General features: G+C 70.3%; 13 protein-coding genes. 5 read left to right on the plus strand and 8 right to left on the minus strand.

From position 1 onward, the window contains the following. From AC1MIR_RS25790 to AC1MIR_RS25805, 4 genes are all read left to right on the plus strand, one after another. Nucleotides 1-1,741 (plus strand): 5'-nucleotidase C-terminal domain-containing protein (locus AC1MIR_RS25790; protein ID WP_480031038.1); only part of this gene is annotated, 1,741 nt, incomplete at its 5' end. A gap of 186 nt (nucleotides 1,742-1,927) precedes the next feature. Then, nucleotides 1,928-2,917 (plus strand): DctP family TRAP transporter solute-binding subunit, encoded by a 990-nt coding sequence (locus AC1MIR_RS25795; RefSeq protein WP_480031039.1) that lies wholly within the window; start codon nucleotides 1,928-1,930, stop codon nucleotides 2,915-2,917. A 74-nt stretch (nucleotides 2,918-2,991) separates the two neighbouring features. Next, nucleotides 2,992-3,600: a TRAP transporter small permease gene (locus AC1MIR_RS25800; protein ID WP_480031040.1), complete on the plus strand. Its 609-nt coding sequence runs from the start codon at nucleotides 2,992-2,994 to the stop codon at nucleotides 3,598-3,600. 169 nt (nucleotides 3,601-3,769) lie between these two features. Continuing rightward, on the plus strand, nucleotides 3,770-5,035 hold the full coding sequence (locus AC1MIR_RS25805) for a TRAP transporter large permease (protein ID WP_480031041.1): 1,266 nt from the start codon (nucleotides 3,770-3,772) through the stop codon (nucleotides 5,033-5,035). Nucleotides 5,036-5,081: 46 nt separating this feature from the next. Here AC1MIR_RS25805 and AC1MIR_RS25810 read toward each other — a convergent pair whose 3' ends face one another. The 8 genes from AC1MIR_RS25810 to AC1MIR_RS25845 form a co-directional block, all read right to left on the minus strand. Beyond that, nucleotides 5,082-5,453: a HesB/IscA family protein gene (locus AC1MIR_RS25810; RefSeq protein WP_109873597.1), complete on the minus strand. Its 372-nt coding sequence runs from the start codon at nucleotides 5,451-5,453 to the stop codon at nucleotides 5,082-5,084. Between the two features lie 17 nt (nucleotides 5,454-5,470). Beyond that, nucleotides 5,471-5,887: an SUF system Fe-S cluster assembly protein gene (locus tag AC1MIR_RS25815; RefSeq protein WP_480031042.1), complete on the minus strand. Its 417-nt coding sequence runs from the start codon at nucleotides 5,885-5,887 to the stop codon at nucleotides 5,471-5,473. Further along, nucleotides 5,847-6,320 carry a Fe-S cluster assembly sulfur transfer protein SufU gene (gene sufU, locus AC1MIR_RS25820; RefSeq protein ID WP_480031043.1) on the minus strand — a complete coding sequence of 158 codons (474 nt, stop codon included), beginning with the start codon at nucleotides 6,318-6,320 and terminating at the stop codon, nucleotides 5,847-5,849. The genes AC1MIR_RS25815 and sufU overlap by 41 nt, the downstream gene beginning before the upstream one ends. A 70-nt stretch (nucleotides 6,321-6,390) precedes the next feature. After that, nucleotides 6,391-7,629: an aminotransferase class V-fold PLP-dependent enzyme gene (locus AC1MIR_RS25825; RefSeq protein ID WP_480031044.1), complete on the minus strand. Its 1,239-nt coding sequence runs from the start codon at nucleotides 7,627-7,629 to the stop codon at nucleotides 6,391-6,393. Next, on the minus strand, nucleotides 7,629-8,924 hold the full coding sequence (gene sufD, locus AC1MIR_RS25830; RefSeq protein ID WP_480031045.1) for a Fe-S cluster assembly protein SufD: 1,296 nt from the start codon (nucleotides 8,922-8,924) through the stop codon (nucleotides 7,629-7,631). Before sufD ends, AC1MIR_RS25825 begins: the two co-directional genes overlap by 1 nt. Continuing rightward, on the minus strand, nucleotides 8,921-9,667 hold the full coding sequence (gene sufC / locus AC1MIR_RS25835) for a Fe-S cluster assembly ATPase SufC (protein WP_480031046.1): 747 nt from the start codon (nucleotides 9,665-9,667) through the stop codon (nucleotides 8,921-8,923). The genes sufD and sufC overlap by 4 nt, the downstream gene beginning before the upstream one ends. 31 nt (nucleotides 9,668-9,698) lie before the next feature. Next, the gene (gene sufB, locus AC1MIR_RS25840) at nucleotides 9,699-11,198 is read right to left on the minus strand and encodes a Fe-S cluster assembly protein SufB (protein ID WP_480031047.1); all 1,500 of its coding nucleotides are present in this window, start codon (nucleotides 11,196-11,198) and stop codon (nucleotides 9,699-9,701) included. A 13-nt stretch (nucleotides 11,199-11,211) separates the two neighbouring features. Continuing rightward, the gene (locus AC1MIR_RS25845) at nucleotides 11,212-11,652 is read right to left on the minus strand and encodes an SUF system Fe-S cluster assembly regulator (RefSeq protein ID WP_480031048.1); all 441 of its coding nucleotides are present in this window, start codon (nucleotides 11,650-11,652) and stop codon (nucleotides 11,212-11,214) included. A gap of 159 nt (nucleotides 11,653-11,811) precedes the next feature. Between AC1MIR_RS25845 and AC1MIR_RS25850 the strand changes: the two genes are divergently transcribed. Beyond that, nucleotides 11,812-12,699 carry an alpha/beta fold hydrolase gene (locus AC1MIR_RS25850; protein WP_480031049.1) on the plus strand — a complete coding sequence of 296 codons (888 nt, stop codon included), beginning with the start codon at nucleotides 11,812-11,814 and terminating at the stop codon, nucleotides 12,697-12,699. The last annotated feature ends 87 nt before the right edge of the window (nucleotides 12,700-12,786 follow it).

Raw genomic sequence — 12,786 nt, forward strand, 5'->3', positions numbered from 1 at the left:
CTCCTCCGCCCGCCCGGGCCGCACCACCCGGGGCGGGCGCGCGGCGGGGGTGACGGGCGCCCCGGGGGCGACGGCCGCGAACGTCGCCGCGGCCTGGGGCGTGGACGAGGCCGATCTCGACACCACCGCCTTCGCGGACGGCACCAAGGGCGCCGCGGTCAGGCAGATCACCGACGCGGTGGACGCGGTGATCGCGGTCAAGGACGGTACGATCTGGGGCTTCACCGAGGTCTATCTGGAAGGCGAGCGCAATCTGGTCCGCAACCAGGAGACCAATCTCGGCAACATCACCGCCGACGCCAACCTGCGGGCCGCGCAGGATGCGCTGGGCGAGGGCGTGCTGGTCGGCTCGCTGAAGAACGGCGGCGGCATCCGCGCGCAGATCGGCTCCGTCGCGGTCGGCAGCGGCGAGAAGGAGCCGCCGCTGGCGAACCCCGATGCCGGCAAGCCGACGGGCGGCGTCTCCACCCTCGACATCGAGAACGCGCTGCGCTTCGACAACAAGCTGATGGTGTTCGACACCACCGCGGCCGGGCTGAAGGCGATCCTGGAACACGGCGTCGCCGTGCTCGGCAACCAGGGTCGCTTCCCGCAGATCGGCGGCATCAGCTTCGCCTACGATCCCGATGCGCCGGCCGGCGAGCGCATCTCCGACCTGTCGCTGATCGACGCCGCGGGCAACGTCCTCGCGCGGCTGGTGGCGAACGGCCTGCTGCTGCCGGGCGCGCCGGCGACGATCAGCATGGTGACGCTGAACTTCCTGGCCAATGGCGGCGACGGCTACCCGATCAAGGCCAATGGCGAGAATTTCCGCTACCTGCTGCAGGACGGCACGCTCGGGCCCGCGCTGGACGAGGCGCTCGATTTCGTCGCCGTCGCGCCGGCCGATGCGCTCGGCGAGCAGAAGGCGATGCAGGACTTCATGCAGGCCTTCCACGGCACGCCGGAGACCGCCTTCGACGCGGCCGACACGCCGATCGAGGGCGACCGCCGCATCGCCAACCTGGACTTCGCCGAGGATCGCATCCTCACCGGCGACGACGACGCCGAGCGCCTCGCCGGCCGCGGCGGCGACGACAGCCTCGCCGGCATGGGCGGCGACGACACGCTGCTCGGCCTGTTCGGCGCCGACAGCCTGGATGGCGGCGCGGGCGAGGACCGCATCATCGCCGGCGCCGGCAACGATACGGCGCTCGGCGGCGACGGCCGCGACCGCATCCTCGGCGAGGCCGGCAACGACAGCCTGGACGGCGGCGGCGCGAACGACCTGCTCTCCGGCGGCGCGGGCAACGACACCATCCTGGGCGACGAAGGACGGGACATCCTGCTCGGCGGCGCCGGCAACGACAGCCTGGATGGCGGCGAGGGCATCGACGTGCTGTTCGGCGAGGCCGGCGCGGACACGCTGACGGGCGGCGGCGGGGTGGACCTGCTGCTCGGCGGCGCGGGCGCGGACCTCTTCCGCTACCTGAGCTTCGCCGACAGCGCGCCGACGGCGCCCGACCGGATCCTCGACTTCGACAGCGGCGAGGGCGACCGCATCGACCTCTCCGCGCTCGCCGCCGATCCGCTGGCCTTCGTCACCGGGGCTTTCGTGGGCGGCGGCGCCGCCTCGGTCCGCGTCCGCCAGAACACGCAGGACACCATCGTGCAGGTGGACGACGGCAGCGGCGGCGCGCCGGACATGATCATCAAGCTCTCGGGCCTGCACGCGCTGACGGCGGCGGATTTCGTTCTCTGACGCGGCGCCCCCTCGCCACCCGGCGGGGAGGGCGCTGGCGACCCTGCGCATCGCGGCGGGGGGGGGGGGGGCGGGCCCCCCCGCCCCGCGGGGGGGGGGGGGTATTCCCCCCCCCCCCGACCCTCACCTATAGGGGAGCCCAGCCGGGGCCGCGGAAGGCGGTTCATCCGGGGGGAGACATCGCCGATGCACATCAACCGCCGCCTGATGCTGGCCGCCGCGCTGGCCCTGCCCTTCGGGGCTTCGTTGGGGGCCACGCCCGCCCTGGCCCAGACCCAGGTCACCTTCCAGCATCCGATCGGCATCAACAGCCACTACGGGGCGGGCACGACCGCCTTCAAGGAAACCTTCGAGCGGCTGACCAACAACCGCTACCGCGTCGTCTATCAGCGCAACGACAACGAGCGCGAGACGATCGAGGCGGTGCAGATCGGCACCATCGAGTGCACGATCACCTCCACCGGCCCGACCGGCAACTTCGTGCCGGAGACCCGCAACCTCGACGTGCCCTTCCTGTTCCGCGACACCGCGCATGCCCGCGGCGTGCTGGACAGCCAGATCGGGCAGGACCTGCTGGCGCGCTTCACGCCGCGCGGCATCGTCGCGGTCGCGTGGATGGAGAACGGCTTCCGCCACATGACCAACAACCGGCGCGAGGTGAACACGCCGGCCGATGTGCGCGGCCTGAAGGTCCGCACCATGGAGAACCCGGTGCATATGCGCGCCTTCCAGACGCTCGGCGCGCTGCCCACCCCGATGGCCTTCTCCGAGCTGGTGCCGGCGCTGCAGCAGGGCACGGTGGACGGGCAGGAGAACCCGATCCCGGTGATCCTGAACAACAACCTTAACCAGGTGCAGCGCTACCTGACGCTGACCGGCCATGTCTATTCGCCGGCGGTGCTGCTGTGCAGCCCGGCCTTCGTGAACCGCCTGAACGCGGCCGACCGCGCGGCGCTGATGCAGGCCGGGCGCGACGCGGCGGCCGCCAATCGCGCGCGCGTCACCGCCGACGAGCAGACCGGCGTGGAGGAGCTGCGCCGCCGCGGCATGACGGTGGTGACGCAGGTGGACAGCGGCGCCTTCCAGCAGGCGCTGGCCGCCGGCTCCGCGCAGATCGAGCAGGGCCTCGACAGCGCGCTGATCCGCCGCATCCGGGAATGGCGCCCCGGCTCCTGAGCCGCGCCGCCACCACGGGGTGACACCGGGCGCGGGGGCGACCCCCGCGCCCTTGCCTTTCGGCGGGAGAGCCGATGAACGCCATGAACGTCCTGCCGCTGCAGGTGATCGTCGCGGCGACGGTCGTCGCGGTCGGCCTCGCGCTCTGGGCCGGCAGCGCGCAGGGGCGCGGCGGCGGCCCGCGCGCCGCGGTCCGCCGCGCCGTGCTGGCGCTCGACCGCGTCTCGACCGAGGTCGCCTCCGTCCTTGCCTGCGTCGCGCTGATCGTCGCGGTGGGTGCCGGCGCCTGGCAGGTCTTCTCCCGCTTCGCGACCGAGACGCCCTCCTCCTGGTCGGAGGCGCTGGTGCGGATCGCGCTGATCTGGATGTGCTATCTCGGCGTGGCGGTGGCGCTGCGCGCCGGCGCGCTGGTCTCGATCGACGTCGCGCACCGCTACACGCGCGGTGCGGCGCGGCGGACGGTGGAGGCGATGACGCTCGCCTTCGTCCTCTCCTTCATGGGCGTGATGTTCTGGTTCGGCTGGGCGATGACCGAGCGCGTGCAGTTCCAGACCATCGCCGGGCTGGAATTCTCGATGGCCTATGCGTATGCCGCGATCCCCCTCGGCGCGCTCTTCGCGATGGTGGGCGCGACCGCGCATTTCCTCGACCGCCGCGCCGAGGAACTGGAGAACGCGGTATGATGACTCCGCTGCCGCTCCGGAAACGGCGGCCCGCAACTCCGCGGGCCGAGGCCGCAAGGCGGCCCGCGCACCATGCAACTGCAGGGACCGGCGTCACCGCGGCCTGCGCGAAGGCAAGCGCGCGGAGCGCGCGCCCGCCGTCTGAGGGCATCGCGCAATGAGCGGCGCCATGCTCACCGTGATGCTGGTCCTGTTCGCGGCCAGCATCCCGGTCGCGGTCGCGATCGGCATCGCCGCCGTGGTCGGCATCGCCGGCTACACGAACTTCCCGCTGATCGTCGCGGCGCAGCAGCTCTTCGTCGGGGTGGACCGCTTCCCGCTCGCCGCCATCCCCTTCTTCATCCTGGCCGGCAACCTGATGGAGGTCGGCGGCATCAGCCGCCGCCTGGTGGACTTCGCGAAATCCATCGTCGGGCGCATCCAGGGCGGGCTGCCGGCCACCTGCGTGCTGACCTGCATGATCTTCGCCGCCATCAGCGGCTCCTCCGTCGCCACCACCTTCGCGATCGGCGCCATCATGATCCCGGCGCTGGTGCGGGCGGGCTATCCGGTGGCCTTCGCCGCCGCGCTGCAGGCCACCGCCGCCGAGCTCGGCGTGGTCATCCCGCCTTCCATCCCGATGATCCTCTATGGCGTCTCGACCCAGACCTCGATCCCGGAGCTGTTCCTGGCGGGCTTCGGGCCGGGGCTGCTGATCGCCGCGATGCTGGTCGGCACCGTGCTGGTCTGGTGCCGCATCAAGGGCTGGGGCAAGCGCGACGGCGAGGGAAGGCTGCCCTTCCTGCAGGCCACGAGGCAGGCGGGCTGGGCGCTGTTCATGCCGGTCGTCGTGCTCGGCGGCATCTATGGCGGCATCACCACGCCGACCGAGGCCTCGGTCGTCGCGGTGGTCTATGCGCTGATCGTCGGCCTGCTGATCCACCGCGAGATCCGCCCGCGCGATCTCTACCCGATCTTCCGCAAGTCGGTGATCAGCTCCGCGGTGATCATGTTCATCATCGCCTGCGCGGCGCTGTTCTCCTGGCTGCTCAACCGCCAGGGCGTGCCGGACATGGCGGCGGCCTGGATGGTCGAGACCTTCGACAGCGCCGGGTCCTACCTGCTGGCGGTGAACCTGTTCCTCTTCGTCGTCGGCATGTTCGTGGAGACCTCGGCCTCCATCATCGTGCTCGCGCCGATCCTGCAGGAGGCGGCGGGTCGCCTCGGCGTGGACGGCGTGCATTTCGGCACGATCATGGTGGTGAACCTGGCGATGGGCATGATCACGCCGCCCTTCGGCGTGAACCTCTTCGCCGCGGCGCAGGTGGCGGGCACCAGCATCGACAGGATGATGCGCTACCTGCCGGTCTTCATCGGCGTGATCTTCGCCTGCCTGATGGTGCTGACCTACATCCCCTGGATCACGCTGGCGCTGCCCACGCTGGTGTTCCGGTGATGCGGCCGGGGCGGCGCGCGGTCAGTGCCCGTCGCCGCGCCCCGCCTCAGACGTGGAAGCTCTCGCCGCAGCCGCAGCGGCCCTTCTCGTTCGGGTTGGTGAAGGTGAAGCCGGCCGACATCTGCTTCACCTCGTAGTCCATGACCGTGCCGATCAGGAACAGCGAGGCCTTGCGGTCCACCAGCACCGTCACGCCCTTGTCCGTCACGGTCTCGTCGCCCGGTCCGGCGGCGTCCACCCAGGTCAGGTCATAGGACAGGCCGGAGCAGCCCTTCGTCTTCACGCCGATGCGCAGCAGCCTGCCCTGCTCGCCCTTCTCGTACAGGCCGCGGAGCCGCTCGGCGGCCGCATCGGACAGCTGCATCAGCGGCGGCAGCGCGCGCTTCGGGCGGACAGGCGGGTCGGCGGTCGTGCTCATTGTCTCCGCTCCCTCGGTCAGTACATGTTCAAGGCGAGGCGCGCGTCCTCGCTCATCCGGCTCTGGTCCCAGGGCGGGTCCCAGACGACCTCGACGGTGACGTCCGTCACGCCGGGCACGGCGCGCACCGCTTCCTCCACCTGGCTCGGCAATTCCTGCGCGGAGGGGCAGGAGGGCGTGGTGAGGGTCATCTCGACCTTCACATGCCCGCTGTCCTCGATCTCGATCGCGTAGATCAGGCCGAGTTCGTAGATATCGACCGGGATCTCGGGGTCGAAGACCGTCTTGATCACGGCGATCACGCCATCCTCGGAGACGCGCGGCGCCGGCGGCTCCGTCGCGCCGTCCGGCGTCCAGGCGCCGTGCACCGGTTCGGGCGGCGCGGTGGGCGTCTCACTCACTGCTTGCCTCCTTCGCCCCGTCGAGGGCGGCATTCAGCGTGTGCCAGGCGAGCGTCGCGCATTTCACGCGGCTCGGGAACTCGTGCACGCCGGAGAGCGGCGTCAGCCGCTCCATGTCATCGGCGATGTCGGCGCCGCAATGCGGGCAGGTGCCGGTCATCGCCAGCTCGCGGAAGGCCTCGCCCATCTGCTTCGCCTGCGCCGGCGTCTTGCCCTTCACCGTCTCGGTCATCAGCGAGGCCGAGGCCATGGAGATCGCGCAGCCGCGCCCCTGGAACGCCGCGTCCTCGATATGGCCGTCCGGCGCGGTGCGCAGGAAAAGCTCCATCCGGTCGCCGCACATCGGGTTGTCGCCGCGCGCCGTCAGCGTCGCGTCGTCCAGCCGCCGGAAGTTCCGCGGCTTGCGGCCGTGGTCGAGGATCACTTCCTGGTAGAGGTCGCGCAGGTCGCCGAAGAGGTCTGTCATCTGCCGCTCCGATTCAGCTCTGCGGTGCTCGCGGCGTGCCGCCGCTGCGCCCTTCGACCATCGGAGCGGGTCATCGGAAGAACTCCCGCGCCTGCCGCAGCGCCTCCGCCAGCAGATCCACCTCCTCCGGCGTCGTGTAGAGGCCGAAGGAGGCGCGGCAGGTGCTCTCCACGCCGAAGCGCTCATGCAGCGGCTCCGCGCAGTGGCGGCCGGAGCGAACCGCGATGCCGGCGCGATCGAGCAGCGTCGCGATGTCATGCGCATGCGCGGTGTCGAGCGCGAAGGCGAAGACGCCGCCGCGATCCTGTGCGCGGCCGAGCAGCGTCAGCCCCTCCACATGCGGCAGCTTCGCCATCGCGCGGTCCACCAGCGCGCGCTCATGCGCCTCAATCGCCGCCATGCCGATGGACTGCACGTAGTCGATCGCGGCGTGCAGGCCGATGGCCTCCACGATCGGCGGCGTGCCGGCCTCGAATTTCGCCGGGATCGGCGCCCAGACGGACCGCTCGAAGGTCACTTCCGAAATCATGTCGCCGCCGCCGAGGAAGGGCGGCATTTCCTCCAGCAGCGCGGCCTTGGCGTAGAGCACGCCGATGCCTGTCGGGCCGTAGAGCTTGTGCCCGGTGAAGACGTAGAAATCGGCGTCCAGCGCCTGCACGTCCACGCGCCGGTGCACTGCGGCCTGGCTGCCGTCGAACAGCACCTTCGCGCCGGCCTCATGCGCCATGCGGGCAATGCGCTCGGCCGGCGTCACGGTGCCGAGCACGTTCGACATGTGCGTCACCGCGACCAGCCCGACCCTGCCATCCGCAAGCTTGGCCGCGAGGTCGTCCATGTCGAGCTCGCCCGCATCCGTGATGCGGCAGACGCGCAGCTCGATGCCATGCGCATCGCGCGCCATCTGCCAGGGCACGATGTTGGCGTGGTGCTCCATCTCGCTGATCACCACCGCCTGGCCCGGCTTCAGCACGCCGCGGCCATAGCTGTGCGCAACGAGGTTGATCGCCTCCGTGCTGGACTTGGTGAAGACGATCTCCCGCACGTCGCCAGCGTTCAGGAAGCGCGCGACCGCGCCGCGCGCGGCCTCGTACGCTTCCGTCGCCATCTCGCTCATGTGGTAGGCGCCGCGATGGACGTTGGCGTAGGCCGTCTCCATCATGCGCACCATCGCGCCGATCACCTGCCGCGGCTTCTGGGCCGAGGCGCCGCTGTCGAGGAAGGTGAAGGGCTTGCCGCGCACCTTCTCCGACAGGATCGGGAAGTCATCCCGGATCCTGCGGAGATCGAGCGCGGGGATGTGCCCGTCCATCACGCAACCACGCCCTGGCGCTGCCACCACCCGGCGACGCCCTGTTCCAGCGCCGCGCGGATCGGCTCGTCCGCCACGGCTTCCACGGCTTCCGTCAGGAAGGCCTCCACCAGCATCGCCTTGGCCTGGGCTTCCGGGATGCCGCGGCTGCGCAGGAAGAACAGGTGGTCGGCATCCAGCTCGCCCACCGTCGCGCCGTGGCTGCACTTCACGTCGTCGGCGTAGATCTCGAGCTGCGGCTTGCTGTCGATCTCGGCATCCGGGCTCAGCAGCAGCGCCTGGTTCATCTGGTAGCCGTCGGTCTTCTGCGCGACCTGGTGGACATGGATCTTGCCCTGGAACACGCCGCGCGAACGGCCGGCCAGCACCGTCTTGTAGGTCTGGCGGCTGCTGCAATCGGGTGCGGCGTGATCGAGCGACGTGGTGGTGTCCACATGCTGGCCGTCGCCGGCCATCTGCACGCCGTTCATGTGCGCTTCCGCCTTGGGGCCTGTCAGCGCCACATGGATCTCGTTGCGCGCCAGCTTCGCGCCGGCATTCAGCGTGAAGTTGTCATAGGTGCCGCCCGCGGCCACGCGCGCATAGACGGTCGAGAGGAAGATGCCCTCATGGCCTTCCTGCTGCAGCCGGCCATGCGCCAGGCGCGCGCCTTCGGCCACCTCGATCTCGAAGACCGGGTTGTGCAGGTAGCGCGCGGCGGCGGGCCCGGTCGCGGTCTCGATGATGGTCAGCGATGCGCCGGCGCCGAGCCGCACGAGGTGGCGCGGATGGAAGGCCGGCGCGCGCTCGCTCTCGGCGGCGAGCGAGAGAATCTCCAGCGTGCCGCCGGCAACGCCCGCGGCGACCTCGATCACCAGCCCGTCCTCGAACAGCATCGTGTTCAGCGCCGCCAGCGGCTCTTGCTCGGGGCGCGCCAGCGCGCCGATCCGCCCTTCCAGCCGCGGCAGCGCCGCGCCCAGGCTCTCCACCTGTGCGGTCGCGCCGTCCAGCGTCGAGAGGTCGGGGCGGAAGCGGCCATCCACGAAGACCGCGCGCGGATGCGCCGCCGGCGGCAGGGCAGGGGCGTCGTCCACGCTGGTCAGCGGCTCGCCGAAGGCGGCGCCGGTGACGGCGGCGAGGTCGGTGTATTTCCACGCCTCCATCCGGCGCGTCGGGAAGCCCTTCGCGCGGAAGGCATCGGCTGCGCTGTCGCGCAGCGCCTCCACCCAGGCCAGGCGCGCGCCCGGCAGGCGCGTGCGCAGCCCCTCATAGCGGCCGAGGAAGGCCGCCGCGCCGGTCGTCGCCACCGCCGTCATGCCGCCGCCTGGACGCCGGCGTAGCCCGCCGCCTCCAGCTCCTCGGCGAGTTCCGGCCCACCGGACTTCACGATCCGCCCGGCGGAGAGGACATGCACGCGGTCCGGCACGATGTGGTTCAGCAGCCGCTGGTAGTGCGTGATGACCAGCGCGGAGAAGTCCGAACCGCGCAGGCTGTTCACCGTATCCGCCACCAGCTTCAGCGCATCGATGTCGAGGCCGCTGTCCGTCTCGTCCAGCACCGCGAATTTCGGCGCGAGCAGCGCCATCTGCAGCATCTCGTTGCGCTTCTTCTCGCCGCCGGAGAAGCCGACATTCACCGGCCGCTTCAGCATTTCCTCCGGCATGTTCAGCACCTTCATGCGGGCGCGCGCGAGCTTGAGGAACTGCATCGCGTCGATCTCCGCCTCGCCGCGCGCGCGGCGGATGGCGTTCAGCGCGGTGCGCAGGAAGTTGGCGTTGCCCACGCCCGGCAGTTCGACGGGCGCCTGGAAGGCCAGGAACATGCCCGCGACCGCGCGCTCCTCCGGCTCCATCGCCAGCAGGTCCACGCCGTTGAAGGTCACGGAACCCTCCGTCACCTCATAGCCCTCGCGCCCGGCCAGCACGTAGCTCAGCGTGGACTTGCCCGAGCCGTTCGGGCCCATGATGGCATGCACCTCGCCCGAGGGGATCTCGAGCGTCAGCCCGTTCAGGATCTGCTTGCCCTCGACGGTGGCGTGCAGGTTCTCGATCTTCAGCATTGGTCTTCCGTCTTCCTGTCGCGCGGCGAGGTCAGCCCACGGAGCCTTCGAGGCTGATGGCCAGCAGCTTCTGCGCTTCCACCGCGAATTCCATCGGCAGCTCCTTCAGCACCTCGCGCGCGAAGCCGTTGACGATCATGCCCACGGCCTCCTCCTCGTTGAGGCCGCGCTGGCGGCAGTAGAAGAGCTGGTCCTCGGCGATGCGGCTGGTGGTCGCCTCGTGCTCCACCTTCGCCGTCATGCAGCGGTTCTCGATATAGGGCACCGTGTGCGCGCCGCACTGGTCGCCGATCAGCAGGCTGTCGCACTGCGTGAAGTTGCGCGCGCCATGCGCCTTCGGGCTGATCTTCACCAGGCCGCGATAGGTGTTCTGGCCGCGCCCGGCGCTGATGCCCTTCGAGACGATCGTGCTGCGCGTGTTGCGGCCGATATGGAACATCTTCGTGCCGGTATCGGCCTGCTGGCGATTGTTGGTGATCGCCACGCTGTAGAACTCGCCGACGCTGTCGTCGCCCTGCAGGATGCAGGAGGGATACTTCCAGGTGATGGCGCTGCCCGTCTCCACCTGCGTCCACGAAATCTTCGACCGCGCCCCGCGGCAGGCGCCGCGCTTCGTCACGAAGTTGTAGATGCCGCCGCGCCCTTCGCTGTCGCCGGGGTACCAGTTCTGCACCGTGCTGTACTTGATGGTCGCATCATCCAGCGCGACCAGCTCCACCACCGCGGCATGCAGCTGGTTCTCGTCGCGCATGGGCGCCGTGCAGCCTTCCAGGTAGCTGACGTGGCTGCGCTCGTCCGCGATGATCAGCGTGCGCTCGAACTGGCCGGTGCTCTTCGCATTGATGCGGAAATAGGTGGACAGCTCCATCGGGCAGCGCACGCCCTTGGGGATGTAGACGAAGCTGCCATCCGTGAAGACCGCGCTGTTCAGCGCCGCATAGAAGTTGTCGCCCTGCGGCACGACGGAGCCGAGATACTGCTTCACCAGCTCGGGGTATTCCTGCACCGCCTCGCTGATCGAGCAGAAGATGATGCCCTCCTTCGCCAGCCGCTCCTTGTAGGAGGTCGCGACCGAGACGCTGTCGAACACCGCGTCCACCGCGACGGGCATGCGGCCGCTGTCGGAGGGGCTGTCGCCCGCGCCCTCGACGCCGGCCAGGATCGCCTGTTCCTTCAGCGGGATGCCGAGCTTCGCATAGGTGCGCAGCAACTCGGGATCCACCTCGTCCAGCGACTTCGGCTTCACCTTCTGCACGGGCGCGGCGTAGTAGTAGGCGTCCTGGTAATCGATCGGCGGATACTTCACCGCCGCCCAGGTCGGCTCCTCCATCTTCTGCCACATGGCGAAGGCCTTCAGCCGCCATTCCAGCAGCCAGGCCGGCTCGTTCTTCTTCGCGCTGATGAAGCGGACGATGTCCTCGTTCAGCCCCTTCGGGGCGAACTCCATCTCGATGTCCGTCTCGAACCCCCATTTGTAGCCGGAGTCGGTGACGGACTGGACGGTCTCGAGCGTCTCGGTGACGGCTGGCATTGTTCTTCCGTTCCTACTCGGCGGCCGCGACGGCGGGCGGCGCGAATATCGGCTTCGGGGCGGCGATCTCGGCGACGGTGATGCCGGAGAGCGCATCGCGGATCGCGGCGTTCACCGGGTCCCAGCGGCCGCGCACGGGGCAGACATGCTCCGCCTCGCACAGGCCGAAGCCGCCATCCACGCAGGCGGTCAACGCGATCGGGCCGTCTATCGCCACGATCACGTCGGACAGCGGCACCGCGGCCAGCGGCCGCAGCAGCCGGTAGCCGCCGCGCGGGCCGCGCTGGCCCTCGACAAGCCCGGCCTGCGACAGCATCTTCAAGACCTTCGCGACGGTCGGCTCGGCGACGCCCGTTCCGGCCGAAAGGCCCGGCGCGGTCTGCACCCCGCCCTCCGCCTCGAGCCGGCTGAGCACCACCACCGCGTAATCCGTCAGCTTAGAGACCCGCAGCACGCGGACCCTCCCGCCCTGTCAAAGCGGACCACCCTGGTCCTGATTGCTAGATGCGCCCGGCCCCGCGGAACGTCAAGGACTGCCGGGCACAGCTCCGGCCTGCTTGCCGCCCCGTCGCGCCCCCGCCATGGTGCCGCCCGCCACAGGACGGGGGAGAGCATGCCGACGGTCCGCACCGATGACGGGGTCAACCTTCACTACGAGGAAGCCGGCTCCGGCACGCCCATGGTGTTCGTGCACGAATATGCCGGCGATCATCGCAGCTGGGAGATGCAGCTGCGCTTCTTCGCGCGCCGCTACCGCTGCATCGCCTTCGCCGCGCGCGGCTACCCGCCCTCCGAGGTTCCCTCGGACCCCGAGAAATACAGCCAGGACCGCGCCACCGACGACATCGCCGCGGTGATCAAGGGCCTGAACCTCGGCAAGGCGCATGTGGTCGGCCTGTCCATGGGCGGCTTCGCCACGCTACATATGGGCCTGCGCCACCCGGATCTCTGCCGCAGCCTCGTCGCCGCCGGCGTCGGCTATGGCGCCGCCCCCGGCAAGACCGCGCAGTTCCACGCCGAGACGGATGCCGCCATCGCCCGCATCCGGTCGGAGACGATGGCCGTGTTCGGCAAGACCTATGGCCGCGGCCCGACGCGCCTTGTCTTCGAGGAGAAGGACCCGCGCGGCTATGCCGAATTCGTCCAGCAGCTCTGCGAGCACAGCACGGAAGGCTCCGCGCTGACGATGAACGGCGTGCAGCGCCGCCGCCCCAACCTGTTCGACCTGAAGGACGGGTTTTCGCGCATGACCGTCCCGACTTTCATCATCGCCGGCGACGAGGACGACCCGACGCTGGAAGCCAGCATCTACCTCAAGCGCACCATCATGAGCTCGGCGCTGCTGGTGATGCCGAAATGCGGCCACACCATGAACCTCGAGGACCCGGACGCCTTCAACCGCGCGGTGCTCGACTTCGTGACGCAAGTGGACGGCGGCGCCTGGCGCAACCGCATCCCCGCCAGCCTCGCCGGCGGCATCATCGCGGCGAAGGAGAAGTGACTTTTGGGGCGGGGGGGGGGGGGGGGGGGGCCCCCGCCCCCCCCCCCCCCCCCCCCCCCCCCCCCCCCCCCCCGCCGCCCCCGGGCC

The organism is Falsiroseomonas sp. RANM36 (genome assembly GCF_056682175.1).

Excerpts from the sequence above, each read along its gene's own strand:
- AC1MIR_RS25810 (WP_109873597.1), bottom strand. The coding sequence starts at position 5,453 with ATGAGCACGACCGCCGACCCGCCTGTCCGCCCGAAGCGCGCGCTGCCG.
- sufB (WP_480031047.1), bottom strand. The coding sequence starts at position 11,198 with ATGCCAGCCGTCACCGAGACGCTCGAGACCGTCCAGTCCGTCACCGAC.
- AC1MIR_RS25805 (WP_480031041.1), top strand. The coding sequence starts at position 3,770 with ATGCTCACCGTGATGCTGGTCCTGTTCGCGGCCAGCATCCCGGTCGCG.
- AC1MIR_RS25795 (WP_480031039.1), top strand. The coding sequence starts at position 1,928 with ATGCACATCAACCGCCGCCTGATGCTGGCCGCCGCGCTGGCCCTGCCC.
- AC1MIR_RS25800 (WP_480031040.1), top strand. The coding sequence starts at position 2,992 with ATGAACGCCATGAACGTCCTGCCGCTGCAGGTGATCGTCGCGGCGACG.
- sufC (WP_480031046.1), bottom strand. The coding sequence starts at position 9,667 with ATGCTGAAGATCGAGAACCTGCACGCCACCGTCGAGGGCAAGCAGATC.
- sufU (WP_480031043.1), bottom strand. The coding sequence starts at position 6,320 with ATGACAGACCTCTTCGGCGACCTGCGCGACCTCTACCAGGAAGTGATC.
- sufD (WP_480031045.1), bottom strand. The coding sequence starts at position 8,924 with ATGACGGCGGTGGCGACGACCGGCGCGGCGGCCTTCCTCGGCCGCTAT.
- AC1MIR_RS25850 (WP_480031049.1), top strand. The coding sequence starts at position 11,812 with ATGCCGACGGTCCGCACCGATGACGGGGTCAACCTTCACTACGAGGAA.
- AC1MIR_RS25825 (WP_480031044.1), bottom strand. The coding sequence starts at position 7,629 with ATGGACGGGCACATCCCCGCGCTCGATCTCCGCAGGATCCGGGATGAC.
- AC1MIR_RS25815 (WP_480031042.1), bottom strand. The coding sequence starts at position 5,887 with ATGCCGCCCTCGACGGGGCGAAGGAGGCAAGCAGTGAGTGAGACGCCC.